The following is a 26076-nucleotide window of genomic DNA, read 5'->3' as shown; positions in this document are numbered from 1 at the left end:
CGGTCAACCCCTTTTAAAATCCGGTGAATCCTACTAATTCGCTCATCCAAGCAGCGAAGCGATTCATGCCATCAAAATATAATACGACGCCGAAGGCCATCATCAAATAACCTCCGAATTTTGCCACCTTGGCACTGTTGCGCGCCAAGTATTTGATTTTCCCGACAAATCTCGCCATGATGAGGAATGGGATGGCGAAGCCGATGACGTACGCCAACATATAGCCCATCCCTTGACTCGGGTTCGAGGCCGCGAGCGCGATGACACCGGCAAGAATCGGTCCGGTACACGGGGTCCATCCCGCCGCGAATCCAATTCCAATCAATGCCGTTCCAAAGTAGCCGCTTTTACGCTCCCCTAAAGCGAGCTTTTTCTCGCGCATCATGAAACTAGGTTGCCAAAGTCCCGCCAAAAAGACGCCGAATACGAAGATGAGGATGGCACCGAACATGCGCAAACTATCCTTATATTGAATGAATACGTCGGCAATGAGCGAGGTCGACAGACCGAGCACGAGGAAGACGATCGAGAAACCAATCAAGAATGAGAACGTGTGAAACCAGGCCGTGCGTTGTCGCAGTCCCTCGCTCTTTAAATCAGAGACTGAGACCCCAGTGATATACGATAAAAAGACTGGATACAACGGTAGCGTGCACGGCGATAAAAATGATAAGACGCCCGCCCCAAATGCGAGCCAAAGTGTGACTTCCATGCGATCTTCCACCTTTCAGCCCCATTATAGCGAAAACCTTTTCAAAATGCTCGCATCTTTTTCCGAGCACCTTACATGATTGAATTTGTAATCTTTGAAATGGAAATGAAACTTGTAAACGGTAGTGTTAGATGCTAAGATTTGGATATTCTTATTAGTCAGTATCGATCTTACAACGATGGGGGAAACACCGTGGCGGTCATCACAGCTGAAAACTTACATTATGCCATTGAACAGAAACGCGATGAACTGTATGAAATCGCCTCGCAGCACAGTTGGACGTCTCCAGAAGTGATTCATGTCAGCCAAGAATTGGACAAGCTGATTACACGTCACGTCCTAGCCATACACGCTTCAGACCACATAAATTAATCGAACCAAACGGCCCGTCCTTCCTTGAAGTGGCGGGCTTTTTCCATGGAAAAAAGACACCTTGACGGTGTCTTTTTTGTAATTTATGACATCAGACGTTGGCCAGATTGAAGTTCGTACATCTTTTTGTACAGCCCATCCTGTTTTAAAAGCGCCTGATGGTTACCTCGTTCGACGATCTCACCCCGATGAAGGACGAGAATCAAGTCGGCATCTTGAATCGTCGACAGACGGTGAGCGATGGCAATCGTCGTCCGTCCCCGTCTCATCCGATCGAGGGCGAGCTGGACACGCTCCTCGGTCTCGGTGTCAATCGAACTCGTCGCCTCATCTAAAATCAAAATCTTCGGGTCACGGGCGACCGTCCGGGCGAAGGCGAGCAGTTGCCGTTCCCCGCTCGAGAATGTCGCGCCGCGCTCACCGACCGTATGTCCGTAACCGGCCTCAAGCTTCTCGACGAACGTATGAGCTTGCACGAACTCGGCCGCTTCCCGGACTTTGTCCGAGTCGATCGTCGGATTGAACAGTTTCAAGTTATCCTCGATCGTCCCTGTGAACAAAAATGGATCTTGGAGCACAAGCCCGACTTTGGCTCGGAGCTCGGCTTCCTCGAACTGCTCGATCGGATACCCGTCGATCGTGATTTGGCCTGATTGATACGGATAGAACCGGGTCAACAGGTTGATGATTGAACTCTTTCCGCTACCCGTGTGACCGACGAGGGCGACCGTCTCGCCTGGTTTGGCGACGAATGATATCTGTTTCAATACATCGACTTCCCCATCGTAGCTGAACGTGACGTTCTCGAACCGGACTTCCCCGGAGCCGATTTCGGCAGGACCGGCAAGACTCTTTCCTGGAGCCGGTTCATCCGTGTCCAAGACTTTGAAGACACGGTCCGCCGAGACGACCGCCTGTTGAAACTCGCTCAAGCGTTGCATGATGTCGAGCACCGGACGGAAGATGCGCTCGATGTAGCTGATGAAGGCATAGACGACCCCGACCTGCACTTGCTCGGTCGTCGACAAGACGCCGTAATAGCCGAGCAGTCCAATGATGGAGAAGGCGAGCAACAGCTCGATGATCGGTCGCAGCAACATGCTGTCGAGCTTCAAGTTTCGATAGCGTGCCTCTTGGTGGGCCTTGTTCGTTTCTTCGAACTGGCGGACGAGCCGCTCTTCTTGTCGGAACTGTTGAACGATTCCCATCCCGTTGATCGATTCATTCAATTGCCCGTTCAGTTGTGACAACAAGTCACGCACTTGGGCAAAATATTTTGTCGAATAGCGGCGATACGCCCAGATGATGAGCCAGAACAGCGGAACAAGGACGAGCCCCATCGTCGCGAGCGTCGGTTCGAGGATATAAAGGAACACGTACGTCCCGACCAATTGAACCGCTGACTGTACGAACGTGCTCATTACCCCGACGTACAGTTCCTTGACGGCCTCGGTGTCGTTCGTGATTCGAGAGACAAGCACTCCCGCCGGAGTTCGGTCAAAGTAGGCGAGCCGCATCCCCATCACGTGACGGAAGATATCCATCCGGATGTTTTGCACGATCTTTAAGGCAATCTTTTGGAACGAGATCGACTGCAAGTAGTCGAAGATGATCGCCGACACATGCAAGACCAAATAAACAACGAGCAAGGTGACGACCCAGTTTGTCGGATAGACGCCAGGCGTCACGAACTCATCGATGAACACTTTGATTAAGAACGGTCCTGCTAGTTTTGCGCCGGTGGCGAGCAACAAGAACACAAAAGCGAGTCCGAGCGGACGTGCGTAGCGGTTCGTGTAGGCCAACAGGCGTTTGATGACCGCCCATTCCTGAACGTCATGCTTCATGGTGGCCACCTCCTTCGACAATCGCCTCGAGTTGTTGGCGATCGTACGTGTCTTTGTACCAACCGGGCTCGCGAATCAAGTCCTGATGACGCCCGCGTTGGATGATTCGACCGTCCTCAAGGACGAGAATCTCGTCGGCATGCTCGACCGCAGACAGTCGATGCGCCACGATCAAGCGGGACTGGTCAGGGTTCCCGGTCCGGAAATGCTCGATAATCGCTTCTTCCGTCTTCGCATCGACAGCCGAGAGGGCATCGTCGAGGATCAACACGTCCGCCTCAATCATGAGGGCACGTGCGATTGAAATCCGTTGCTTCTGACCACCCGATAACGTCACACCCCGTTCCCCGACGAGCGTGGCGTATCCTTCCGGCAGCCGCATGATGTCATCATGAACCTCGGCGATTTTGGCCGCCTCCATGATTTCGTCGAGTTTCGCTTCCGGTTTGCCGAATGCGATATTGTTCGCAATCGAATCGCTGAACAAGAAATGATCTTGCGGGACGACAGCGACTTTATCGAGCAGAAGTGATTTTTTCACTTGGCGAATGTTGACACCACCGATTTTGATCGTCCCATCATGTACGTCATACTCTCGTGTCAACAAGCGTACAATCGTCGTCTTACCAGAACCGGTACGGCCGACGAGTCCGAGCGTCCGTCCGCGTTCGAGGCGGAATGTGACGTCTTGCAGGACGGGCGTCTCGTCATAGCGGAACGCACGTATATCCGCTTCAATCTCCGAATGGGCGAGTTTCGTCGCCGCCATCGGGTCATCCTGAATCTCAGGTTTGACGGCGAGCATCCGCTCGATCCGGTCGTAAGACGCCCGCCCTCGTTCGACGATATTGAACAGCCAGCCGAACGCGAGCATCGGCCATGTGAGCAAGCCGAGATAGGCGGTGAAACTAACGATCTGTCCGATGGTCAGCTCTCCTTGTTCAATCAAATACGCCCCATAACCGATCGACAAGATATACGAGAGGCCTACAATCCCGAAGATGGTCGGGTCGTACAAGGCGTCGATTTTCGCGACACGTACGTTTTTCGCCATGACTTCGTCGGATAGCTTCTCGAATGAGTCGACGTCACGGCCGACTTCCCCGGTCGACTTCAACACCCGGACACCGCTGACGCTCTCTTGGACTTTATCATTCAGTTCAGAGAACGCCGCTTGAGCGACCCCGAACCGATTATGTAAGAGTTTGCCGTATCGCGTCGTCAACGCGACCATGATTGGCAGCGGCAACAATGCCACGACCGTCAACTTCCAACTGATGGTCGTCACCATGGTGATGATGACGAACGTTCCCATGGTGATGCTATCGACGAGTGTCAAAATCCCCGCACCCGCCGTCGTCGAGACGGCCTGGACATCGTTTGTCGCATGGGCCATCAAATCCCCGACCCGCGACTTCTTATAAAACCGTTGATCTAAATCGGTGAAATGACGATAGAGCTGACTCCGCAACATCCGACCGAGGCGAATCGAAGCCCCGAAGATGAAGTATCGCCAGAAGAAACGGGCCACATAGTTCCCGATCCCGACGGCCGCGAGCCCGCCGAGCAACATCCATAATAAATCTGTTCCAAGCGTTCCCCGGTTGATCTCATCGACGATTCGCCCGATGATGCGCGGCGGTATAAGTTCGAGCCCCGCGACGAACATGAGTAAGACGATGCCGAGCGCATACGTCCGCCACTCGAGCTTGAAGAACCAAGCTAGTTGTTTGAATTCACGAATTGGAAACACCCCCTATGTTGTCTTGAATTCAGACTATTCTATTAGATTAGCGAAAGTTTGTTCGATTGTCTAACAAAAACTGGATGAAAAAAGCACTTTGCGGGCGCAAAGTGCTTCGGCCGATCGAGTTTATTTCTTTTCGTTCTTCATTTGAACGTTCATGGCGCGCATCACTTGGTTGACTTTCTTCTGTGACGGCTTTTGACCCATTTGCATCATCAATGTACGAATCATATCTTCGTTGATCGGTGGGTTCTGTTCGAGGTAGTTCATCATGTATTTACGAGCGATAAAGAAACCGATCGCGATACCCCCGATTAGTGCTGCCACGACAAGAAGAATCCAGAATAATGTACTCAAGGCTTAACCTCCTCTACCATATGAAACATCGTTTTTTACTATACACTATATTACGCTAATTCGCTAGTCGTCTGAAAAAAAAGTGGTGACCCAAAACCTCCGGGCCACCACTGACAATATGCGATTAAAGTGATTTGACAGCTGCGACGACGTTGTCGACCGACATGCCGTATTCTTTCATGAGGAGATCTCCAGGAGCAGAGGCGCCGAACTTGTCGATGCCGAGTACTTTTCCGCCGAAACCGACGTACTTGTACCAACCGAGCGTCGCGCCCGCTTCGAGCGAGACACGTTTCGTGATTGACGACGGAAGGACCGATTCTTTGTATTCTGCCGATTGAGCTTCGAACAATTCCCACGAAGGCATCGAGACGACAGCCGCGTTCACGCCTTCAGCCGCGAGTGCTTCGCGTGCTTCGACGAGGACGTGTACTTCAGAACCTGTACCGAGAAGGAGGACGTCTGCCTCGCTTGAGTTGCCGGCGACGACATAGCCACCTTTAGCTGCGTCTTCGATCGACGTGCCTTCGAGTTCTGGCAATGCTTGACGCGTCAAGACGAGAAGTGATGGTGACGTTTTCGTCGTGATTGCTTGCTTCCAAGCCGCGATCGTCTCTTTTCCGTCAGCTGGACGGAGAACAGACAAGTTTGGCATCGCACGGAAGCTCATCAAGTGCTCGACCGGTTCGTGCGTCGGGCCATCTTCGCCGACCGCGATTGAATCGTGCGTCAAGACGAACGTTGATGGGATTCCCATGAGCGCAGCAAGTCGAACTGCCGGGCGAAGGTAATCCGAGAAGACGAAGAACGTCGCGCCGTATGGGAGGACCCCACCGTGGAGCGCCATCCCGTTGACGGCTGCTGCCATCGCGAATTCACGGACTCCGAACCAGATGTTGCGGCCGGCTGGATCTTCATCGAAGTCCGCAGCGCCTTTGATCATCGTGTTGTTCGAACCAGCGAGGTCAGCCGAGCCTCCGAAGAGAGTCGGAACCGCTTTGGCGATCGCGTTCAATACTTCACCGCTCGTTTGACGAGTCGCTTTTTTCGAACCGATTTCGAACGTCGGCAATTCGCTGTCCCAACCTTCTGGGAGCTCGTTGTTCATCGCACGTTCGAACTGGGCACCAAGTTCAGGGTGTGCTGACTTGTAAGCTTCAACGAGTTCGTTCCAGTCCGCTTCATGCTTCGCGCCTGGCTCAACGACTTTATCGTTGAACAAGTCGTATACTTCGTTCGGTACGTAGAAGTTCTCGCCTTCCCACTTGTAGAACTGCTTCGTGAGTTCAATTTCAGCTTCGCCGAGTGGCGCACCGTGTGATGCCGATTTGCCTGACTTGTTCGGTGAACCAAAGCCGATAACCGTCTTCACTTCGATGAGGGTTGGTTTCGACGTTTCAGCTTTCGCTTCGTCGATCGCTTTCGCGATTGTATCGATATCCGTACCATCTTCGACACGGATCACTTGCCAACCGTAGGCGTTGAAACGATCTTCAACGCTTTCCGAGAACGATTTGTGAAGGTCGCCGTCAAGCGAGATATCATTTGAATCGTAAAGGACGACGAGTTTGCCGAGTTTCAAATGACCAGCGAGCGAAGCAGCTTCTGCCGATACGCCTTCCATCAAGTCACCGTCTCCGCAAATCGCGTATGTGAAGTGGTCAACCACTTTGAACTCATCGCGGTTGTACGTCGCTTCCAAATGTTTCTCTGCCATTGCCATCCCGACAGCCATGGCGATCCCTTGTCCGAGCGGTCCAGTCGTCGCGTCGACACCTGCCGTGTGACGGTACTCTGGATGTCCAGGCGTTTTCGAATCCATTTGGCGGAACGATTTGAGGTCGTCCATTGAGAGATCGTAACCAGATAAGTGAAGAAGCGAGTACAAGAGCATCGAACCGTGTCCCGCTGAAAGGACGAACCGATCACGGTTGAACCAGTTCGGGTTTTTCGGGTTGTGACGCATTTTGTCCGTCCAAAGTGTGAACGCCATCGGAGCCGCACCCATCGGCATACCCGGGTGACCTGAGTTCGCTTTTTGGACCGCATCGATTGAGAGTGTCCGAATCGAGTTAATCGCTAATAATTCTTTAGTAGTTGTTTCCACTAATTTCATCCTCTCTGTTGTTAACAAAGTTTCTACCCGTCATATTTTAGCACACTCATTCGTGTGTCACAACTAATTAATTAGTATAACACATTAAATGGAATCGTTTACTTCCTTTCGTTTGAAAACGCATCAATGAGTCCCCCTGATCAACGTTCGCGTATAACAAACATGCACATCCTATATGAAATAGGATGTGCATTCATGGTCATTCTGAGCGGTAACGTTCCTGCTCATCTTTTAATTTTTCTGGCGTTACGTCGTTTCCTTCCGGATCGACGACCTTCATTCCCATCATTTGTGATTTGAATGATTGGCGGAACGCTTGCAAATATTGTTGGCGCAGCGCTTGCTGCTCATCCATCTCTTGTGGTGACAGACCATCTGTCTTTGCTTTGTTGGCGAGGAAATTGATTCGCTCCAACTGTTCAGGTGCTAGCATCGGGCTCGCCCCCTCTCTACTGAATTTGTCCTTCTACTGTACAAAATCAGCGAGCAGGAATCAAGTTTCTGGTACCGACACGTGCTCCAAGTAGCGCCGGTTCACGGTCGCTTTCGATACCTCATAACCAAAACCGCGGAGGGTGGCGGCAATTTCAGCGAACGTGAGTCCACGTTCACGTAATTGGACGATTTCTTCAATCGGAACTTCGATTCGGCTCCGGCCTCCCTGGTCATGGTGCTGGATATTCCGATGCGGATTAAATCCGTTCGCGACCGCCCGACGCATTCCGCGTGAAATTTTAGCGTTATGGATCTTACGTTGATACTCTTCGACGACACTGACGATCTCGAGCACCATCTTCTCGGCGTCGGAGACGATATATTCATCGGACGACTGCATCGTCAACAAGCGCACGTTATGTTTCATGAGCGTATGCAAGATAGCGATTTTTGCATTCCCCCGTCCGAGACGACTGTCGTCGCTCACGAGCACGGCATCGAGATCGGACGTCGAGACGTGCTCCAATAGATCGAGCAGTCCCGCCCGATTGACCTCATACCCGCTCTCTTGTTCACTGATCACATCGACAACCTCAGCCTCAAGACGTCTCGCCATCTGCTTCAATTCATCCGCCTGACGACTGAGCGACGTCTCTTGGGTGGACTTGTTCGTCGATACGCGACAATAAATGACGACTCGCATCGCGTCACTTCCTTTCTTTCCATTCGCCCTCTACGATACACAGGATGAAGGGATGTTCGCAATCAGAAACGATTATTCGGCGGCGAACCACGTCGTCTTGTCGTCTTTTTCATCATCTCGCTTAGCGAGAATGTGCGCTTCGAGCGTCTCCGCCTCTTTCAAGGCAACTTCTTCTTCAATACTGTGTTCGACTTTTTGTTCGGTCACGACGACCGCTTCGTTGTCGCGAAGCTCTCCGACCGCGAAAAATACGAACATACCGAGTGCCAACATGCCGACTAAGATGATTCCATTGATTGTGTCTCTCATAATCATTGCCTCCTGGGAATAAGAATACACGTTCTCGAGAACGTCTGTTCGTTTATCTGTTCTCATCATAAAACAAGAACTTCTGTTCGGTCAAGCAAAAAAAACGAACGAATGTTTGTGCGCTCATGTGTTCTTGTGTTAAACTAAACCCATAAAGAATAGGATGCGTTCGCAGGTTATTCGACATAATCGAGGTGAAATCCATTGAAAAAAATGTCAGCAAGACAACAACAGATTCTTGATTTTATAAAAGCTGAGGTTCGGGCGAAAGGGTATCCCCCTTCGGTCCGCGAAATTGGCGAGGCTGTCGGGCTCGCATCGAGCTCGACTGTACACGGTCACTTGGACCGTCTTGAGAAGCGTGGATTGATTCGACGTGATAAGACGAAGCCACGCGCCATCGAGATTTTGGATGAAGAGATGTCCGTCGTCGAAGACCACGATGCCGTCATGTACGTGCCGGTCATCGGGAAAGTCACAGCCGGTACGCCGATCACGGCCATCGAGAACGTGGAAGAACACTTCCCGCTCCCGGCTCACGTCGTCGGTTCCGACAACGTCTACATGCTCTCTGTCTCAGGAGACTCGATGATTAACGCGGGGATCTTGGATGGGGACCGCGTCCTCGTCCGTCAACAGAACACGGCCGACAATGGAGAGATTGTCGTCGCCATGACGGATGAAGGTGAAGCGACCGTGAAGCGGATTTATAAAGAAGCTTCGAAAGTGCGTCTTCAACCGGAGAACGACGAACTCGAAGCGATGTATTTCGATAACGTGTCGATTTTAGGGAAGGTCATCGGTGTATACCGCACGATTCACTAATGGCTAGTGGCAAGACACATACCCGTACGAATCTCGTGGCAATCGGTGCTCTTGCGATTGCCACGCCTTTTATTGACATCGATGTTCCGACCGTGTTCCTGCTTGGCGCCCTCATCGGGACGTTCTGGCTCTCCCCGGATCTCGATTTGAAGTCGGACGCCTATTATCGATGGGGACCGCTTCGGGGCTTTTGGCTCCCTTATGTGAAGATTATGCCCCATCGGTCGTTATTCTCGCATTTTCCGCTCTTGAGCGATCTGATCCGGGTCATCTATCTCGGTTTCCCGCTCACGCTTCTGCTCACGGTCACGCCGTATGAGGAAGCTATCAGATCGTGGCTCGACCTGAACGGGGCAGCATGCTTCTTCGGACTCGTTTTCGCGACGACGCTACATACGACGCTCGACTATGCGTCCACGTTCTTCAAACGTGCGTTTTAATCAGATCGTTATGCTACACACCCAAAAAGGGCAACCCGTCTAAATAGACAGGGTTGCCCTTTTTTTGAACCGTTTATTATATAGAAGTTCAACAACTTTTATGCAACATGACATGATTTTCAGCCACTTCTCGTCCATTTACCAACAAGACGACACGATGCTCCCCTGGATAATGCCGACGGGTCGTCAAATCTGACCAGTCATGCACTCTGGTCGCTGCAAGTCGCGCGCCCCCAGCGACGGTTCTATTCGCTAGCAGGAATGCTTTACGACTCGCTTTCCCGTTGGCCTTTATAAACTCAATCGCGTATTCGATACGAACATAAGCAGTATCCCCTGGACGAATGGACACATCGTATTGAATCTCGCACGCCTCCCCTATGCGGATCACGTTCGGATGTATAGAAATCGATGAGTCGACGGTTAAATTTGTTTCCTGCGTATAACCGAATATCGTTAACGCGTCAGGATGGGCTGACTTGATCAGTGTCCGGCATCCGTGTCTAATGATCCAATCGGTATGAGGATGCTCGCCCTGCCATCGTCGCGAGACTGCGAGTACGGCTTCTGGGTGATCTTTCGAGATATCGTTGAGATTGTTGGCCACACTTTTTCTCACATATAATGATGGGTCTTCTTTTAACAACTCTAAAATCTCCAACACTGGAGCCGGGTCTTCTTTGAACATCGGTAGCGATTCTGCCCACGGAAGGCGAGGACGACAGCCTTCACTCGCCAAACGCCGTACATGTTCGTTCGGATGAATGGCCCAAGCTGTCATTTGATGCATCACACGTGTTGGATCCCGCAACAAAAAAGGTCTGATGGCGAATTCAGAAGACGACGTCTGCGTGAAGCGTTCGAGCGCTGACATCGAGCGTTCCCAATGCTCTTCTGCCTGCCCGTACACTGCTACAAAGTCCGGGAAAAACAAATAAGGAAAGCCGACGCAGTCATCTGCAATTTCAACCAATACGTCCAAAGCTGATTCGTAATTCTGTGGCAAATACTGACCTAGTTTTATCGAAATACGTCGAGTACGCCCTTTGAGTGCCAACGCTTCCCACGATTCATCTATGATTGATGCGATAAAAGCCTGTACGTCAAATGACGGATACACGGTTTGAATACGTCGTCCAAATTCCAACAAAAAGGTCTCATCATACACGTCTTTTAATGGTGTTGCCACTTCTCGTCCCCCTATCCCATTCCATTACATTTATAGTGATATACATTCTCCCTCATTATATTGATTAGTTGAAGCGAATTATAGAAAAAGAGTCCTGAATGAGCACTTCATACGAAGACTCGTTCAGGACTCTGATTTTAAAGGGAATATCCCTCATTAGTCGACTTAGTAGAGCGTCATGTACTGATCGCGCTCCCACTCTGTCACTTGCGTACGGAACATATCCCACTCGATTTCTTTCAACTCGAGGAAGTGCTCACCGATATGTTCACCGAGTGATTCCATGACGACTTTGTCGGTACGGAGTACTTCGAGCGCGTCGAAGAGCGTAGCCGGAAGGTCGTCAATCCCGTTAGCAACACGTTCTGGCTTGTCCATGACGTAGATGTTGCTATCGATCGGCTTCGGAGCCGCCATTTCTTTCTCGATTCCATCAAGACCTGCAGCCAATAGCGTGGCCAAAGCGAGGTACGGGTTCGCCGCCGGGTCGACCGAACGTACTTCGATCCGTGTCGAGAGGCCACGGGCCGCTGGTACACGAACGAGTGGTGAACGGTTGCGCGCGCTCCATGCTACGTAGCAAGGTGCTTCGTAACCAGGAACGAGGCGCTTGTACGAGTTGACAGTCGGGTTACAGACAGCCGTGAACGCACGAGCGTGCTCGAGAATCCCTGCTGTGAAGGCGCGAGCCGTGTCAGAGAGTTCCATTTCGCCGTTTGGATCGTAGAAGACGTTCGTGTCACCTTTGAAGAGCGACATATTGGCGTGCATCCCTGAACCGTTGACACCGAAGAGTGGCTTCGGCATAAACGTCGCGTGAAGACCGTATTTTGCTGCGATCGTCTTGACGACGAGTTTGAACGTTTGGATGTTATCGGCCGTCGTGACCGCATCTGCGTATTTGAAGTCGATCTCGTGCTGACCTGGTGCGACTTCGTGGTGTGATGCTTCGATTTCGAAGCCCATGTTTTCGAGCTCGATGACGATCTCTTTACGGCAGTTCTCGCCGAGGTCGACCGGTGCCAAGTCGAAGTAACCGCCTTGGTCGTTGAGTTCGAGTGTCGGTTGGCCGTTCAAGTCTTTCTTGAAGAGGAAGAACTCAGGCTCTGGTCCGACGTTGAACGCTGTGAAGCCGAGCTTCTGCATGCGCTCGAGGTTACGCTTCAAATTGCCGCGCGGGTCACCGCTGAACGGTTTGCCGTCCGGGGTATAAATATCACAAATCAAGCGAGCGACTTTACCGCTGCCGTCTGTCCACGGGAAGACAACCCATGTGTCAAGGTCTGGATAGAGGTTCATGTCTGATTCCTCGATGCGTACGAACCCTTCGATTGAAGAGCCATCGAACATCATCTTGTTATCAAGTGCTTTGTCCAATTGGCTGATCGGAACCTCGACGTTTTTGATCGTACCGAGGATATCCGTGAATTGAAGACGAATAAAGCGTACGTCCTCTTCTTGTGCGATGCGTTTGATGTCTTCTTTCGTGAACGTTTTTCTGGCCATGGTGAAATGTCCCCTCTCACATTGTGTAATGGTTAGTGTACTGGCGTCATCGATAAAAACGTGACAGCTCACCTTGAATGAGCGACGTCTTATTGAAACGGCCAGCTTCTTGAAGCTGTGTTTTCAATAATTTGTGTAACTCTTGTTCAGAGATTTTCGGTGCTTCATCGACCGGTGCCTTTGGTGACTCCGCATCTTTGGCGTCCGTGTTGTCGAGCATATGACGAATCGCCGCCAAGTTGAAGCCTTGGTCGATAAAATCCTTGATCGTGAGTAGACGTTCGACATCATTAAAGGAATAGAGCCGTCGTTTCGATTCCGTCCGACTAGGCGAAATTAGACCCTGTTCTTCATAGTACCGAATCTGTCTACCTGTCAGCTGTGTCAAATCTTGAACGATTCCAATCGGAAACAACGGGTTGGAGCGACGAAATTGATCGGCCATCTCTTATCCCTCCTTTTCTGTCTCACACTGTGAGAATAATACATGACAACTTACCTGTCAATAGATGTTAAGAAAGTTAACATGACATTTCGGTTACAACTTCTGTGAGATATTGTCACGGTCAAATGTGACGAGCTCTTTCGTCCGCAATTGGCTCAAGGCGAGCATGAGCGCGACCTTGACGTGGGCGTAAGTCAATCCGCCTTGGACGTAGGCCGTGTATGGAGCCCGGAGTGGTCCATCGGCCGACAGTTCAATCGATGATCCTTGAATGAACGTCCCGGCCGCCATGATGACGTCATCCTCATAGCCCGGCATATAGGCTGGTACCGGCAACGCGTGGGCATTGACCGGTGACGCCATTTGGATGCTCTGACAGAAGGCGATCATCTTGTCACGGTCGCGGAACGTCACCGATTGAATCAAATCGGTCCGGGGCGTCGTATAATGCGGGTCGGTCTCGAAACCGAGCAATCCGAGTAGGCTCGCCGTCAAGTGTGCCCCTTTCAACGCTTGGGCGACCGTATGTGGCGCCATGTAAAACCCTTGGTACATCTCTTGGAGCGAGTAGAGTGACGGACCGGCCTCGCTCCCGATGCCTGGCGTCGTCATGCGGAACGAACAGCGTTCGACGAGTTCTTTCGTCCCGGCGATATAGCCGCCCGTCTTCGCCAAGCCGCCACCCGGGTTCTTGATGAGCGAGCCGGCCATGAGATCGGCCCCGACGTGGGTCGGTTCGATCGTCTCGACGAACTCGCCGTAGCAGTTGTCGACGAAGATGAAGACGTGCGGATGTGCCGCTTTGATCTTCCTGATCGCCTCACCGATTTCTTGGACCGGGATGCTGCGACGATTGGCGTAACCTTTCGAGCGCTGGATGCCGACGAGCTTTGTCTCAGGACGAATCCGTCCGATGACGGTCTCGACGTCGATTCGGTCCTCTTTCAACTCGACCGTGTCGTAGCCGACACCGAGCTCTTTGAGCGACCCACGGCCGTCTCCCCGAATCCCGACGATCTCTTCGAGCGTATCGTACGGCTTGCCGGTGATATAGAGCAGCTCATCTCCTGGCAACAACACACCGAACAAGGCAATCCCGATGGCGTGTGTCCCGGAGATGATTTGCGGACGGCATAGGGCGAGGTCCGCCCCGAACACGTCGGCGTAAATCGACTCGAGCGTGTCGCGCCCGATATCGTCATAGCCGTACCCGGTCGTCGGATTGAAATGGAAATCCGACACTTTGTGTTTCTTGAACGACTCGAGGACACGGTATTGGTTGAACTCCGCCGTCGCCTCGATCGTTTCAAAATATGGTTTTACCCGTTCTTCCGCCTCGGTCACGAACGGGGCCAATTCATCATAGTACGCAATCTTTTCTTGCCACATCATTGTTTCACACCTCAAATGGTTTCAGCGTCGCATATAGACGCGTGTCTTCTCTCATATATCCGACGAGTTCGACCGAACCGTCATCGAGGAACTTCTCCTCGAGACGATACATCGAATCTTTGGCCGGATGGTAATGCTCGAACGAGCGGACCGGCAAGACGACGTGTACTTTCGTCAACACATCCGCAATCTTATCTTCAATCGCGCCGATGAGCGTCTCGATATCGGTCGAATCGAGCGCCGAGATGACGAGCGGTCCGCCGACGAAGTCTTCGGTCAACCGGTCTTTCTTATTGTATACCTCGAGCTGCGGTACCTCACTCGCCCCGAGTTCCGACAAGACCGAATTCGTCGTGTCGATTTGGTTCATGTAATGCGGATTCGATGCGTCGATGACGTGCAAGACGAGGTCGGCCCCGAGCACTTCCTCGAGCGTCGAGCGGAACGCGGCGACGAGTTTCGTCGGCAAGTCCCGGATAAATCCGACCGTGTCCGTGATCAGCACTTTACCGCCCCGCGGCAACTCGAGCTCGCGCGTGAGCGGGTCGAGCGTTGCGAACAGTTCGTCCTGTTCGTACGTATCCGCATCCGTCAAGCGGTTAAAGATTGTCGACTTCCCGGCGTTCGTGTAACCGACGAGCGCGACTTGGAACACACGGTTTTCTTTCCGACGCTCCCGGTAACGGTCACGGTGCGCGACCGTGCCTTCGAGATTTTTCTTGATTTCATCGATGCGGCGCTTGATGTGACGACGGTCGGACTCGAGTTTCGTCTCACCCGGTCCCCGAGTCCCGATTCCGCCACCGAGACGTGACAACTGCGTGCCTTGTCCGATCAAACGTGGAAGCAGGTAGTTCATCTGAGCGAGCTCGACTTGGAGCTTCCCTTCTTTCGATTGGGCCCGTCCGGCAAAGATGTCTAAAATCAATTGCGTCCGGTCAATCAGTTTCATCTCGTCCGGGTCGTTCAGCGAGATGCGGATATTCTTTGATTGGGCCGGCGACAGCTCGGCGTTGAAGATGACGATGTCCGGCTCGAACTGTTCGATGAGCACCGCGAGCTCCTCGACTTTCCCTTTTCCGATGAATGTGCGGCGGTCGACTTGTTGCCGTTTCTGATCGAGACGGGCGACGACCTCACCTCGTGCCGTATCGACCAATTCGACGAGTTCCCCCATCGATTGTTCATATGTCCAATCGTCGACGGTCGGTAATTGACACCCGACGATAATGACTTTCTCTCGTTGCATAAAAATCCCTCATTCCTATAAGTCTCATCCTCCATCTTACCACGAAACGACGAATGGAGAACGTCCGTTTGTGGTACGATATGAGGAGAAGGAGGAACGTCCATGACGAAACGTAGAAAAGAGTATCCATTGCCTGAATATATCGAGGCGTACTTGTTCCATCTCGGCGCGAGCGGCCGTCAACCGTCGACGCTGAAACGCTATCGGTACGATTTGATCGATGTGCACAAATACTTTCATGACCATAACGTCGAGCTCGATGCCCCGGAGGCGTGGCTCGCCGTCCCGCTCGAATCGTGGAAGACGTTCGTCAACGACTTCCTCATCGAGGAGAAGCAATATCAACAGGCGACGGTCGCCCGGATTGTCACCGTCATCAATAGCCTGACCGTCTTCTTGAACCCGCTTCGTAAGAAGATGCTGACGTATGCGCAACCGGCCCACACGCTCACCGTCGACCAGATCGCCTTGCCTGCCGAGTTCAACAAGCTCGTCCAGACGATCCGCTCAACAAGCGGTCTGAGCGAGAATCAGCTCCAGGCGCACCCATACCTCGTCAACCGAAACGAGTTGATCGTCACGCTGTTCTATAAATACGGTCTCCGGGTCCACCATATCATTCGTCTCCGGATGAACGACCTGCACCTCGCGAGCCATGAGTTCGACGTCTATGACCGGCTCGGCAACCGGTTCACGTTGAAACTTAGTCCAGAGGACCAGGCACTTCTCATGAACTATTTGGCCGACATCCCGACGCCGGTCCGTCCGCGCTGGTACTCGGATGATCCTGTATTCGTCTCTTTCGATTTCGCCCGAATGACATTCCGCTGGGTGTATGCGAAGAACCAGCCGAAACAGTTGACGATCGTCATGATCACGAAGATGATGCGCCAATTGAACGAACGGAGCGGTCTCACCCGCTCGGTCACACCATCGATGCTCCGGAACGCCCACGTCTTGAAGACGTACGCGACCGACATGACGTCACTCGAGCGGATGAATGTGACATGTATGCATAAAGAGTCATCACTCCGGCGCTACGAACAGGCGTACGCGGAGTTCGGTAGCGAACTCTACGGCGAACAAATCCCAAACGAAAACCCCGCCTTGTAACAGGACGGGGTTTTGTATGTTAATGGGCCCATTCATCTCGCAACAGCCCGTACACGACGTGGTCGACGTAGCGGTCATAGAGCCACTCCGCATTGCGAAGCACCCCTTCTTCGAGGAAACCGAATCGCTCGGGCAGCGCCCGGCTCTTCACGTTCCCAGTTGCGACCCGAATCTCGATTTTATCGAGTTTCAAATCACGGAACCCATAATCGATGACCGTCTCGAGCGCTTGACTCATGATGCCCTTGCCTTGAAAGTCTTGGCCGAGCCAATAGCCGACCGTCCCGCATTTGATGCCCCGGTCGATGTCATTGAAGCCGATCGTCCCGGCGAGCTCGTCCTGATACACAATCGCGAACGATTTCGGATAGCCGCCCGTCTCCATCAATCCTTTGATTCGTCCTTCGATGTTTTGCCGCGAATCTTCGACCGTCTCGGTGTAATCGAGCCACCCGAGCCACTCGCGAAGGTATGGCTTCGATGCCATCGTCAATTGGAACAACGCCTCCGCGTCGTCAATGGTGAACATTCGTAGTTGAAGCTGATCATTGATGTCATAGCGTAACATGTCATTTCCCCCGTTAAGTTACCAATTATTGTGTTCTTCATCATTTCATCGTAAACTATTTGTAAATAATTTGAAAGCGGTGAAAGTATGTAATTCGACCTCATGTCATCCACCCAAAATTGAATAGTTCCGGAGGAGAGTCATGATGAAGTCGTTTTACCTGATGCTGGTCAGTCAATGGCTGGCCAATATTGGTGACGTGCTTTATATCGTCGCCTTAATCGCTTTGTTATATCAACAGACCGGTTCCGCCCTGGCTGCGGCCAGTTTCCCGATTGCCGTCACGCTCGGCATGACCGTGAGCGGTCTGTTCTTTGCCCGCATCTTATCTCGGTTCACCTTCGGTCAGATGTTGCTCGTCACACAACTGTTGAAGACAGTCTTGCTCGGGGCCGTCATTTGGTCGGAGTCGATTCTCGTCCTCGGCCTCGTCGTGCTCATCGCCTTCTTGGATGGGTTCGCCCGTCCGGTCCAGGCGTCGTTCATCCCCAGGCTGACGACGAATCGCCAACAAGCGAACAGTCTCGTCCAAGGGTCGAACCAGTTCATTCAGCTGGCGATGTGGCCTCTCGGCACGATGGTCGTCGCTTCCTTCTCAAGCGAGCTCGCTCTGATGATCGCGTTGATGTTGTTCATGCTCTCGACGCTCGTCACGCTTCGCTTCGTCCGTTCACTCGACCGCGACGTGACGGTAGAAGATGGCGAATCAGACATATCGCTTAAGGACAGCCTCGCCTTCGTGCGCACTGCTCCTTTCGCCAGGTTAATCACGGTGTTCGTCACGTTCGAGTCGTTCGTCAGCACACTCTGGATCTCGGCGCTCTTGCTCGTCTATTTGGAACGCCACCTCCACATCGATACGGGCTGGTGGGGAACGATGAACGCGAGCTTCTTGATTAGCATGATTCTGGCCAGCGCTTACCTGTATCGCGCAAAGCGCAACAGCTCGCTCGCCGTCAGCTCCATCTTGTCTGTCTTAGCGGCCCTATTGTTCGGCATGACATCTCATATCGCGTTCGCGCTCATCGCGCTCGCGGTTCAAGGATACGCCACCCAGCTCCGCATCATCCAGACGAACACGGTGCTCCAAGAAATGACACCTGCCTCGCAACTTCCGTACGTGTATAGCGTCCAACAGACGGCCTACACCCTCGCCTTCAGCATCGGCAGCCTGACGTTCGGACTACTCGCGGACGGATTGCCGATTGCCATCGTCTATTTGATTGGCGCAGCGTTGACCGTTCCGCTCGTCTGGGTCGGTCGACAAATCGACCAGATGGGAGATGTGGTCCAATCTTCATAACAAAAAGGCGCCCCCTTATATGATTTACAATTCCTTTGGTTACAACAGATTCATTCCGCATCACGTATACTAAAAGAAAATACTAGTTAGGAGGAATCTAAATATGAACACGTTATCAAACCAGGAAAAGGACGAGATATTGCAAACTCTACATGTACGATTTAACGCCCATCCCGAACGACATCCTGATCTCACTTGGCCCGACGTCTTGACTCGCCTTCAAGAGGACGACCAGAAACTCGTCGTGCTTGCCGAGATGGAACGAACCGGCGGCGAACCTGATGTGATTCGACTTCCGAATGGCGCCTTAGCTTTTTGCGACTGCTCTCCAGAAAGTCCGAGTGGTCGACGCAGCCTATGCTATGACGCTTCGGCGTTGGCGGCACGGAAGAAGAACAAACCGGATGGGAGCGCTGTCGCATTGGCTGAGGAGATGGGAATCGAGCTACTCGACGAAGCAACGTATCGTCATCTACAGACGCTCGGTTCGTTCGATTTGAAAACATCGAGCTGGATTGTCACTCCAGAAACGATTCGTCAAAAAGGCGGCGCCTTATTCTGCGACCGCCGCTACGACCATATCTTCCTCTATCATAATGGTGCCGATTCGTATTATGCGGCCCGTGGATTCCGCGGGATGTTGATTCTTTGAGCAGGGCCACGGGCCTTGCTTTTTGATGTGGATAGCCAAAAGAAAATGACTGGGAACTATATCACCCATCAGCGTTGGCTCCTCTAAATCTTGAAACAATATTTGTTCCCCAGATGCACACGGACCCCAGCCAAGAAAAAAATATGTTCAGACAATCAAAAGAAGGTTAGCCTACTCCGAATATCTTTCTTAAGATTTTTTGATCAAAATACGGTGTTTGAAATAAACGATAACCATTCATCATGTCTTAACTGTTCAAATTTTAGAGCCTGCCCTCCTATATGTCTACCAAAAACTGCAAATGAATGAACGGATGGGCATGATGGTTTATCTCACGTCTACATCACCCCAACAAAAAAACTGCAGACGAATCGTCTGCAGTTCAATCTTACGCGTGAAGCGTGACATTCAATTCTTCGGCGACCGCCTTGAAGGCAGCGAGCGCACGTTCGAGGTCGTCACGGGTATGTTCCGCCGTCACGATCGTCCGAATCCGGGCCTTACCTTTCTCGACCGTCGGGAAGGCGATGCTCTGTGCGAACACGCCGTGGTCTTTCAGCTTGTCCGAGAACGTGTGTGCGACCGTCTCTTCACCGAGCATGACCGGCGTGATCGGTGTCGTCGCATGCCCGATATCGAAGCCGAGATCACGAAGTCCTGTCTTAAAGAACTCGGTGTTCGCCCATAACTTATCGAACAGTTTCTCTTCTTCCTTCATGACACGAATCGCTTCACGGTTCGCCGCAACGACCGCTGGCGGGTGTGACGTCGAGAACAAGAACGGGCGTCCTTTTTGAATCAAGAAGTCACGCACGTCGTTCGAGCAGGCGACGTATCCGCCGAGGACGCCGATCGCTTTCGATAGCGTCCCGACTTGGAGCGCGACCCGTCCGTCGAGACCGAAGTGGTTGACCGTACCGCGACCATTCTTCCCGAGCACGCCCGAAGCGTGGGCGTCGTCGACCATGACCGCCGCGTCATACTTCTCGGCGAGCTCGACGATTTCCGGGAGAGGCGCGATATTGCCGTCCATCGAGAAGACGCCGTCCGTAACGATGAGACGTGTCCGGTAATCTTGAGTCTCTTTCAAGGCCGCTTCTAAGTCCTCGAGATCGACGTGTTTATAGATGCGGCGGGCCGCTTTCGTCAACCGGATGCCGTCGATGATCGAAGCGTGGTTGAGCGCGTCGCTGATGACGACGTCTTCTGGGCCGAGTAGCGCCGACAAGACGCCGAGGTTCGTCGCGAAGCCCGACTGGAACACGAGCGCCGCTTCCGTATGCTTGAACTCGGCGAGCTCGCGTTCGAACGCCTCATGCATCTCGAACGTCCCGGCGATCGTCCGCACCGACCCAGTGCCGGCACCAAACTGTTCGACCGCTTCGATTGCCGCTTGCTTCAAGCGCGGATGGTTGGCGAGACCGAGATAGTTGTTCGACGATAGCTGGACGAGCGACTTGCCACCGATCGTGACCTCGTTCCCTTGTGCTGATTCGAGCGGCACGAGCGAGCGGAACGTGCCCGCTTGTTTCATTTCATTGACTGCTTCTGTAATATGTTCAAATGCCATATTGATTCCCCCTGTTTATGGTAATAAGACGACCTTTCCACATTTCCCGGCCCGCATGAGCTCGAAACCTTGCTCGAACTCCTCGAGCTTGAACACGTGCGTGATAATCGGTTCCACGTTCAGCTGACCCGTCGCGAGAAGCGTCGACACTTGGCCCCACGTCTCATACATCTTGCGTCCGGTGATGCCTTGGACGCGTACCCCTTTAAAGACGACGTCACGTGTCAGGTCGATCGCGACCGGTTTGGCCGGGAGTGACAACACGTTGACATCGCCGCCGGCCGTGACCATCTTGAACGCCTGGTCGATGGCGACCGGATGCCCGCTCATCTCACAAACGACATCGATGCCGTCCCCCTCCGTCTGATCCATGATCAGCTCGAGCGGATTTTGCTCAAGGCTATTGATGACGACGTCCGCCCCCATGTCTTCGGCGAGCTTCAACCGATACGGGTTGACATCGATCGCATAGACCCGGCTCGCGCCCGCTGCTTTGGCGACACCGACGGCCATGAGTCCGATCGGCCCACAACCGACGATGGCGACCGACTTGGCCGACACGTCACTGGCGAGCACCGTATGGACAGCGTTACCGAGCGGTTCTTGAATCGAGGCGAGCTTCGACGGCATCGACTCGGGGTTGACCCACAAGTTCTCTTCCGGCATGACGACGTACTCGGCGAAACAGCCTTGCGTGTCGACACCGATGATTTTCGTGTTCTTACAGATGTGATATTGCCCTCGCAAACATTGTTTGCATTGATGACAGACGATATGCGTCTCGGCCGACACGGTCTGTCCGATTTGGATGCGTTTCGTACCTTCCCCGAGCGCCACGACTTCCCCCGCGAACTCGTGACCGAACACGTATGGCGGTTTAACTCGGCTCTTCGCCCAGTCGTCCCACTCATAGATGTGGACATCGGTCCCGCAAATCGATGTCGCCTTCACTTTGATCAACACTTGCCCGGCTCCTGGTGTCGGGATTGGCACTTCGACCAACTTCGCCCCGAATCCGGCCGTATGTTTTTGAATCGCTTTCATCACAGGTGTCGTTGCTTCCTTCTCTGTCATAGACACGAGCTGTTCCATTGAAAACGTCCCCCTCTTCATCTCTTGATCGAACTTCACGTTCCCTTTCATCTTGTCATAAAATGACGAACCTGAGAAGATAGAACGTCATATTTTCAGACACAAAAGAGAAGCCATCCGCGCCGATGGCTTCTCTTACAAGAATAGGACCTATGTCCCGACCGCAAGCTCATCGTGGTTCGATGATGAGCTTGATTGCCGTTCGTTCTTCTCCGTCAATCATAATATCGGTGAACGCAGGGATGCAAATCAAATCCAGCCCGCTCGGCGCGACGAAACCACGCGCGATCGCGACCGCTTTGATGGATTGATTGAGCGCCCCGGCGCCGATTGCTTGAATCTCACACGTTCCTTTTTCACGAAGTACGCCAGCGAGTGCACCCGCCACGGAGTTAGGATTCGATTTTGCCGAAACTTTGAGTACGTCCATTCTTGTTTCCCCCTCGGGTAGGTTGTTCAATCAAACCATACGGTCTGATCATCTAGGTGTATGCGTTCGATTTTTGTGGCTCGTTTCGATTGGTCATCGATAGTGATTAAAACTCCATTAAGTTGTTCCCGTCCCTCGGCAACTTCAAACCGGACCGGGAGTTGTGTCATGAATTTTCTCAAGACGACCTCGGCATCCATGCCGAGCACCCCGTCGAGCGGGCCGGTCATCCCGACGTCGGTGATGTATGCCGTGCCGTTGTTCAATACGCGGTTGTCAGCCGTCTGGACGTGCGTATGGGTGCCGACGACGGCTTGAACGCGTCCATCGAGATGATAGCCCATCGCAATCTTCTCACTCGTCGCTTCAGCGTGCATATCGACGAAGATCGCATCGACCTCACCACGGATTTCTTCGACGAGGGCATCGACCGTGCGGAACGGACAGTCGAGCGATGGCAGGAACACCGTCCCCATCGCATTGATGACGGCGAGCTTCTTCCCACCTTGTTTCAACACCATCATGCCGACACCAGGTGTGCCTTCCGGATAGTTGGCCGGACGGATGATACGGTCGGCATCATCGATCCAGTCGAAGATGTCACGGTTGTCCCAAGTATGATTCCCCATCGTCACGCCATGGAACCCAAGCTCAAGGAACTGTTGGTAGATTTTTTTTGTGATACCGCGTCCGTTGGCTGCGTTTTCACCGTTGACGAGCATGAACGTCGGGCTATACTTGCTCTTCAAGCGTCCGATTTGGGCACTCAGGATGTCGCGACCCGGTTTTCCGACCACGTCGCCGATAAATAAAATTTTCATAGTTTTGTCCTCCTCCAATAGAAAAAGCGGAGAATGTCTCCGCTCTTGTTACTTCGCATAATCGACGGCACGCGTTTCGCGAATGACCGTCACTTTGATTTGGCCTGGATAATCAAGCTCATCTTCGATCCGTTTACAGATGTCGCGGGCCATCTTGTTCGCCACGACGTCGTCGACGACGTCTGGGCGGACGATGATCCGGACTTCACGTCCCGCTTGGATGGCATATGATTTCTCGACTCCTTCGAACGACTCACAAATCGCTTCGAGGCGCTCAAGGCGTCGGATATAGCTTTCGAGCGTCTCTTGACGGGCTCCTGGACGCGCCGCTGACAAGGCGTCAGCCGCTGCGACGAGAACCGCGATCGTCGAGGTCGCTTCGACGTCCCCGTGGTGCGAGGCGATCGAGTTGATGACGACCGGATGCTCTTTGTACTTCGTGGCGAGCTCGACACCGATTTCGACGTGGCTGCCTTCGACTTCATGGTCGATGGCTTTCCCGATATCGTGGAGGAGACCCGCTCGTTTGGCGAGCGTGACGTCTTCCCCGAGCTCGGCGGCCATCATCCCAGCGAGATGGGCCACTTCGACCGAGTGGGCGAGCACGTTTTGACCGTAACTCGTCCGGTAACGCATTCGACCGAGCGTCTTGACGAGGTCCGGGTGGACACCGTGGATGCCGGCTGAGAATGTCGCTTCTTCTCCGTATTCACGGATGCGCTCATCGACTTCTCGACGCGACTTCTCGACCATCTCTTCGATGCGGGCCGGGTGAATCCGACCGTCTTGAACGAGTTTCTCGAGCGTCATCTTGGCGATTTCACGACGGACCGGGTCGAATCCAGACAGGATGACCGCTTCCGGCGTGTCATCGATGATGAGGTCGATGCCGGTGAGCGTCTCGAGCGTGCGGATGTTACGTCCTTCACGTCCGATGATGCGTCCTTTCATCTCATCACTCGGCAAGTTGACGACTGATACGGTCGTCTCGGCGACGTGTTCGGCCGCATAACGTTGCATCGTGAGAGACAAGAGGTGTTTCGCTTTTTTATCAGCTTCTAATTTTGCTTTTTGCTCGATTTCTTTTTGAAGGAGAGCAGCATCGTGAAGCGCTTCCTGCTTCGCTTCGTCCATGATGATGGTCCGTGCTTCTTCTTTCGACAAGGCTGCCACGCGTACTAGTTCTTGGCGTGCCTCCTCATATAATTCCTCCACTTTGCTCTCGAGCGTTTCCGCTTCACGCTTCCGTTTCGCGAGTGCAGCCTCACGTTCATCCAAGGCGTCTTCTTTCCGTTCAAGCATGTCTGCTTTCCGGTCGAGAAGCTCTTCCTTTTGGACGAAACGATTTTCTTTCACTTTCTGCTCTTCACGTCGTTCGCGCAATTCTTGTTCGGTTTCATTGCGAAGTTGAATCATCTCTTCTTTTACTTCAAGCCGTGCTTCTTTTTGCATCGCTTCCGATTGTTGGCGCGCTTGCTCTACAATCTTGGTCGCTTCCGTCTCGGCACCTTGAATCTTCGCTTCGGCGATCGATTTACGCACAAAAAAACCTGCAACAAAAGCTATCGGCAAAAGGAGGATCAGAATAAGCTCTAATAGCCATTCCATCATGTTCACCTCCCTTTCGCAAGGTTATTTTATTTTTTCATGAATGAAAACGCGAGCGAGCCCGCGTATAGCTTTATTGTACTTATTTACCTGTTAGAATGCAATGCACGGACAGGATAGAACTACCAATTCATCAAAAAAATTATACTAAAAAAATCTCGCCTGAACCATGTCAGGCGAGAAACGTTGCTTACTCTTCGTCTAAAAGTGAGAGGACGTCATCGTTGTCAGCTTCGACTGTGACCGTCTTTTCACCGTTGAGACCGTAGTGGTCGCGGATTCGTTCTTCGACCGATGCGGCCACCGACGGGTTCTCTTTCATATACTGCTTCGCGTTCTCACGGCCTTGACCGAGACGCTCTTCGTTGTACGAGTACCACGCGCCGCTCTTTTGAACGATATCGAGGTCGGCCCCGATGTCGATGAGCTCGCCTTCACGCGAGATGCCTTCGCCGTACATGATATCGACTTCCGCCGTCTTGAACGGAGGCGCGATCTTGTTTTTGACGACTTTGATTTTCGTCCGGTTCCCGACCATGTCTTGGCCTTGTTTGAGCGTTTCAGCACGACGGACTTCGAGACGGACCGACGAGTAGAACTTGAGGGCACGACCACCAGGTGTCGTTTCCGGGTTACCGAACATGATTCCGATTTTCTCACGGATTTGGTTGATGAAGATGACGATCGTCTTCGACTTGTTCGTCGCACCAGACAATTTACGGAGCGCTTGGCTCATGAGGCGGGCTTGAAGACCGACGTGTGAGTCACCCATCTCCCCTTCAATCTCGGCTTTCGGAACGAGTGCCGCAACCGAGTCGACGACGAGGATATCGACCGCACCAGAGCGGACGAGGGCTTCCGCGATTTCAAGGGCTTGTTCCCCTGTATCCGGTTGTGATAGGAGCAACTCATCGATGTTGACGCCCAAGTTTTGTGCGTATTTCGGGTCGAGCGCGTGCTCAGCGTCGACGAAGGCAGCTTGTCCGCCGCGCTTTTGAACTTCAGCGATGGCATGAAGCGCTACCGTCGTCTTACCTGACGATTCAGGTCCGTACACTTCGATGACACGACCACGTGGATAACCACCTGCACCGAGGGCGATGTCGAGGGCGATTGAGCCTGACGGGGTCACCGAAACTTGCTGATCTGTATTTTCACCGAGGCGCATGATTGAGCCTTTACCGAATTGTTTCTCAATTTGGCGTAATGCCATTTCTAACGCTTGTTTACGATCACTCATAGATTAATGAGCCTCCTTTGATTGATACTTTCATT

Annotated in this window: 26 protein-coding genes; 6 read left to right on the top strand and 20 right to left on the bottom strand. The window is 52.7% G+C overall.

Translation table 11 applies throughout. The features are described 5' to 3' along the window. Positions 1–13: 13 nt before the first annotated feature. On the bottom strand, positions 14–712 hold the full coding sequence (locus FED52_RS06485; protein ID WP_114166290.1) for a cytochrome c biogenesis CcdA family protein: 699 nt from the start codon (positions 710–712) through the stop codon (positions 14–16). 192 nt (positions 713–904) lie between these two features. Between FED52_RS06485 and FED52_RS06480 the strand changes: the two genes are divergently transcribed. Next, positions 905–1084: an aspartyl-phosphate phosphatase Spo0E family protein gene (locus tag FED52_RS06480; RefSeq protein WP_034777785.1), complete on the top strand. Its 180-nt coding sequence runs from the start codon at positions 905–907 to the stop codon at positions 1082–1084. An 83-nt stretch (positions 1085–1167) separates the two neighbouring features. On the opposite strand, the gene FED52_RS06475 is transcribed toward FED52_RS06480, so the two are convergent. The 7 genes from FED52_RS06475 to FED52_RS06445 all read right to left on the bottom strand — a co-directional run bounded on the left by FED52_RS06475 (position 1168) and on the right by FED52_RS06445 (position 8598). Next, complete coding sequence (locus FED52_RS06475) at positions 1168–2931, bottom strand: ABC transporter ATP-binding protein (protein WP_138859340.1); 1764 nt, start codon at positions 2929–2931, stop codon at positions 1168–1170. Next, complete coding sequence (locus FED52_RS06470; protein ID WP_138860296.1) at positions 2921–4675, bottom strand: ABC transporter transmembrane domain-containing protein; 1755 nt, start codon at positions 4673–4675, stop codon at positions 2921–2923. The genes FED52_RS06475 and FED52_RS06470 overlap by 11 nt, the downstream gene beginning before the upstream one ends. A 129-nt stretch (positions 4676–4804) precedes the next feature. Then, positions 4805–5035 carry a YneF family protein gene (locus FED52_RS06465; protein WP_138859339.1) on the bottom strand — a complete coding sequence of 77 codons (231 nt, stop codon included), beginning with the start codon at positions 5033–5035 and terminating at the stop codon, positions 4805–4807. A gap of 124 nt (positions 5036–5159) precedes the next feature. Beyond that, a complete protein-coding gene (gene tkt, locus FED52_RS06460) occupies positions 5160–7151 on the bottom strand; it encodes a transketolase (RefSeq protein WP_138859338.1) in 1992 nt (663 codons plus the stop codon). Positions 7152–7350: 199 nt separating this feature from the next. Continuing rightward, on the bottom strand, positions 7351–7584 hold the full coding sequence (locus FED52_RS06455; RefSeq protein ID WP_034777788.1) for a DUF896 domain-containing protein: 234 nt from the start codon (positions 7582–7584) through the stop codon (positions 7351–7353). A 60-nt stretch (positions 7585–7644) separates the two neighbouring features. Then, on the bottom strand, positions 7645–8289 hold the full coding sequence (locus FED52_RS06450) for a YneB family resolvase-like protein (RefSeq protein WP_138859337.1): 645 nt from the start codon (positions 8287–8289) through the stop codon (positions 7645–7647). Between the two features lie 72 nt (positions 8290–8361). Next, positions 8362–8598: a hypothetical protein gene (locus FED52_RS06445; RefSeq protein WP_138859336.1), complete on the bottom strand. Its 237-nt coding sequence runs from the start codon at positions 8596–8598 to the stop codon at positions 8362–8364. Between the two features lie 204 nt (positions 8599–8802). Here FED52_RS06445 and lexA point away from each other — a divergent pair, with 204 nt between their 5' ends. Together lexA and FED52_RS06435 are read left to right on the top strand one after the other, a co-directional pair. After that, entirely contained in the window at positions 8803–9423 is a 621-nt protein-coding gene (gene lexA, locus FED52_RS06440; protein WP_021067589.1) for a transcriptional repressor LexA, read from the top strand. Further along, on the top strand, positions 9423–9863 hold the full coding sequence (locus tag FED52_RS06435) for a metal-binding protein (protein WP_138859335.1): 441 nt from the start codon (positions 9423–9425) through the stop codon (positions 9861–9863). Before lexA ends, FED52_RS06435 begins: the two co-directional genes overlap by 1 nt. Before the next feature lie 88 nt (positions 9864–9951). Here FED52_RS06435 and FED52_RS06430 read toward each other — a convergent pair whose 3' ends face one another. The 5 genes from FED52_RS06430 to hflX all read right to left on the bottom strand — a co-directional run bounded on the left by FED52_RS06430 (position 9952) and on the right by hflX (position 15644). Then, on the bottom strand, positions 9952–11052 hold the full coding sequence (locus FED52_RS06430; protein ID WP_138859334.1) for a DNA alkylation repair protein: 1101 nt from the start codon (positions 11050–11052) through the stop codon (positions 9952–9954). Positions 11053–11217: 165 nt separating this feature from the next. Continuing rightward, positions 11218–12558, bottom strand: a complete 1341-nt coding sequence (glnA, locus tag FED52_RS06425) for a type I glutamate--ammonia ligase (protein WP_034777799.1) — start codon at positions 12556–12558, stop codon at positions 11218–11220. A gap of 46 nt (positions 12559–12604) precedes the next feature. Beyond that, the gene (locus FED52_RS06420) at positions 12605–13003 is read right to left on the bottom strand and encodes a MerR family transcriptional regulator (RefSeq protein WP_021067593.1); all 399 of its coding nucleotides are present in this window, start codon (positions 13001–13003) and stop codon (positions 12605–12607) included. 93 nt (positions 13004–13096) lie between these two features. Beyond that, the gene (locus FED52_RS06415; protein WP_138860295.1) at positions 13097–14392 is read right to left on the bottom strand and encodes a methionine gamma-lyase family protein; all 1296 of its coding nucleotides are present in this window, start codon (positions 14390–14392) and stop codon (positions 13097–13099) included. Positions 14393–14399: 7 nt separating this feature from the next. After that, entirely contained in the window at positions 14400–15644 is a 1245-nt protein-coding gene (gene hflX, locus FED52_RS06410) for a GTPase HflX (RefSeq protein WP_138859333.1), read from the bottom strand. Between the two features lie 102 nt (positions 15645–15746). On the opposite strand from hflX, the gene FED52_RS06405 reads away from it, so the two are divergent. Continuing rightward, positions 15747–16757 carry a tyrosine-type recombinase/integrase gene (locus FED52_RS06405; RefSeq protein ID WP_138859332.1) on the top strand — a complete coding sequence of 337 codons (1011 nt, stop codon included), beginning with the start codon at positions 15747–15749 and terminating at the stop codon, positions 16755–16757. A gap of 19 nt (positions 16758–16776) precedes the next feature. On the opposite strand, the gene FED52_RS06400 is transcribed toward FED52_RS06405, so the two are convergent. Next, positions 16777–17325 (bottom strand): GNAT family N-acetyltransferase, encoded by a 549-nt coding sequence (locus FED52_RS06400; protein WP_138859331.1) that lies wholly within the window; start codon positions 17323–17325, stop codon positions 16777–16779. 145 nt (positions 17326–17470) lie between these two features. Between FED52_RS06400 and FED52_RS06395 the strand changes: the two genes are divergently transcribed. Together FED52_RS06395 and FED52_RS06390 are read left to right on the top strand one after the other, a co-directional pair. Next, complete coding sequence (locus FED52_RS06395) at positions 17471–18628, top strand: MFS transporter (protein WP_138859330.1); 1158 nt, start codon at positions 17471–17473, stop codon at positions 18626–18628. Between the two features lie 103 nt (positions 18629–18731). Further along, complete coding sequence (locus FED52_RS06390) at positions 18732–19280, top strand: DUF4256 domain-containing protein (RefSeq protein WP_138859329.1); 549 nt, start codon at positions 18732–18734, stop codon at positions 19278–19280. 388 nt (positions 19281–19668) lie between these two features. Here FED52_RS06390 and FED52_RS06385 read toward each other — a convergent pair whose 3' ends face one another. The 6 genes from FED52_RS06385 to recA all read right to left on the bottom strand — a co-directional run bounded on the left by FED52_RS06385 (position 19669) and on the right by recA (position 26041). Continuing rightward, positions 19669–20850, bottom strand: a complete 1182-nt coding sequence (locus tag FED52_RS06385; RefSeq protein ID WP_138859328.1) for a glycine C-acetyltransferase — start codon at positions 20848–20850, stop codon at positions 19669–19671. 15 nt (positions 20851–20865) lie between these two features. After that, entirely contained in the window at positions 20866–21942 is a 1077-nt protein-coding gene (gene tdh, locus FED52_RS06380) for an L-threonine 3-dehydrogenase (protein ID WP_138859327.1), read from the bottom strand. A gap of 169 nt (positions 21943–22111) precedes the next feature. Continuing rightward, entirely contained in the window at positions 22112–22372 is a 261-nt protein-coding gene (locus tag FED52_RS06375) for a stage V sporulation protein S (RefSeq protein ID WP_012726477.1), read from the bottom strand. Between the two features lie 26 nt (positions 22373–22398). Next, on the bottom strand, positions 22399–23193 hold the full coding sequence (locus tag FED52_RS06370) for a TIGR00282 family metallophosphoesterase (protein ID WP_138859326.1): 795 nt from the start codon (positions 23191–23193) through the stop codon (positions 22399–22401). A 48-nt stretch (positions 23194–23241) separates the two neighbouring features. Then, positions 23242–24804: a ribonuclease Y gene (rny, locus tag FED52_RS06365; RefSeq protein ID WP_029595337.1), complete on the bottom strand. Its 1563-nt coding sequence runs from the start codon at positions 24802–24804 to the stop codon at positions 23242–23244. 187 nt (positions 24805–24991) lie between these two features. Then, on the bottom strand, positions 24992–26041 hold the full coding sequence (gene recA / locus FED52_RS06360; RefSeq protein WP_021067612.1) for a recombinase RecA: 1050 nt from the start codon (positions 26039–26041) through the stop codon (positions 24992–24994). Between the last annotated feature and the right edge of the window lie 35 nt (positions 26042–26076).

The sequence above is a fragment of the Exiguobacterium mexicanum genome, assembly GCF_005960665.1.
GTDB lineage: Bacteria > Bacillota > Bacilli > Exiguobacteriales > Exiguobacteriaceae > Exiguobacterium > Exiguobacterium mexicanum_A.
This window is presented reverse-complemented; position numbering and strand designations above follow the sequence as displayed.

What these genes read in the sequence shown, in the direction of transcription:
- FED52_RS06485 (WP_114166290.1), bottom strand. Translation starts at nt 712, where the DNA reads ATGGAAGTCACACTTTGGCTCGCATTTGGGGCGGGCGTCTTATCATTT.
- FED52_RS06475 (WP_138859340.1), bottom strand. Translation starts at nt 2,931, where the DNA reads ATGAAGCATGACGTTCAGGAATGGGCGGTCATCAAACGCCTGTTGGCC.
- tkt (WP_138859338.1), bottom strand. Translation starts at nt 7,151, where the DNA reads ATGAAATTAGTGGAAACAACTACTAAAGAATTATTAGCGATTAACTCG.
- FED52_RS06455 (WP_034777788.1), bottom strand. Translation starts at nt 7,584, where the DNA reads ATGCTAGCACCTGAACAGTTGGAGCGAATCAATTTCCTCGCCAACAAA.
- FED52_RS06450 (WP_138859337.1), bottom strand. Translation starts at nt 8,289, where the DNA reads ATGCGAGTCGTCATTTATTGTCGCGTATCGACGAACAAGTCCACCCAA.
- FED52_RS06445 (WP_138859336.1), bottom strand. Translation starts at nt 8,598, where the DNA reads ATGAGAGACACAATCAATGGAATCATCTTAGTCGGCATGTTGGCACTC.
- FED52_RS06435 (WP_138859335.1), top strand. Translation starts at nt 9,423, where the DNA reads ATGGCTAGTGGCAAGACACATACCCGTACGAATCTCGTGGCAATCGGT.
- glnA (WP_034777799.1), bottom strand. Translation starts at nt 12,558, where the DNA reads ATGGCCAGAAAAACGTTCACGAAAGAAGACATCAAACGCATCGCACAA.
- FED52_RS06420 (WP_021067593.1), bottom strand. Translation starts at nt 13,003, where the DNA reads ATGGCCGATCAATTTCGTCGCTCCAACCCGTTGTTTCCGATTGGAATC.
- FED52_RS06415 (WP_138860295.1), bottom strand. Translation starts at nt 14,392, where the DNA reads ATGTGGCAAGAAAAGATTGCGTACTATGATGAATTGGCCCCGTTCGTG.
- hflX (WP_138859333.1), bottom strand. Translation starts at nt 15,644, where the DNA reads ATGCAACGAGAGAAAGTCATTATCGTCGGGTGTCAATTACCGACCGTC.
- FED52_RS06405 (WP_138859332.1), top strand. Translation starts at nt 15,747, where the DNA reads ATGACGAAACGTAGAAAAGAGTATCCATTGCCTGAATATATCGAGGCG.
- FED52_RS06400 (WP_138859331.1), bottom strand. Translation starts at nt 17,325, where the DNA reads ATGTTACGCTATGACATCAATGATCAGCTTCAACTACGAATGTTCACC.
- FED52_RS06395 (WP_138859330.1), top strand. Translation starts at nt 17,471, where the DNA reads ATGAAGTCGTTTTACCTGATGCTGGTCAGTCAATGGCTGGCCAATATT.
- FED52_RS06390 (WP_138859329.1), top strand. Translation starts at nt 18,732, where the DNA reads ATGAACACGTTATCAAACCAGGAAAAGGACGAGATATTGCAAACTCTA.
- FED52_RS06385 (WP_138859328.1), bottom strand. Translation starts at nt 20,850, where the DNA reads ATGGCATTTGAACATATTACAGAAGCAGTCAATGAAATGAAACAAGCG.
- tdh (WP_138859327.1), bottom strand. Translation starts at nt 21,942, where the DNA reads ATGGAACAGCTCGTGTCTATGACAGAGAAGGAAGCAACGACACCTGTG.
- FED52_RS06375 (WP_012726477.1), bottom strand. Translation starts at nt 22,372, where the DNA reads ATGGACGTACTCAAAGTTTCGGCAAAATCGAATCCTAACTCCGTGGCG.
- FED52_RS06370 (WP_138859326.1), bottom strand. Translation starts at nt 23,193, where the DNA reads ATGAAAATTTTATTTATCGGCGACGTGGTCGGAAAACCGGGTCGCGAC.
- rny (WP_029595337.1), bottom strand. Translation starts at nt 24,804, where the DNA reads ATGATGGAATGGCTATTAGAGCTTATTCTGATCCTCCTTTTGCCGATA.
- recA (WP_021067612.1), bottom strand. Translation starts at nt 26,041, where the DNA reads ATGAGTGATCGTAAACAAGCGTTAGAAATGGCATTACGCCAAATTGAG.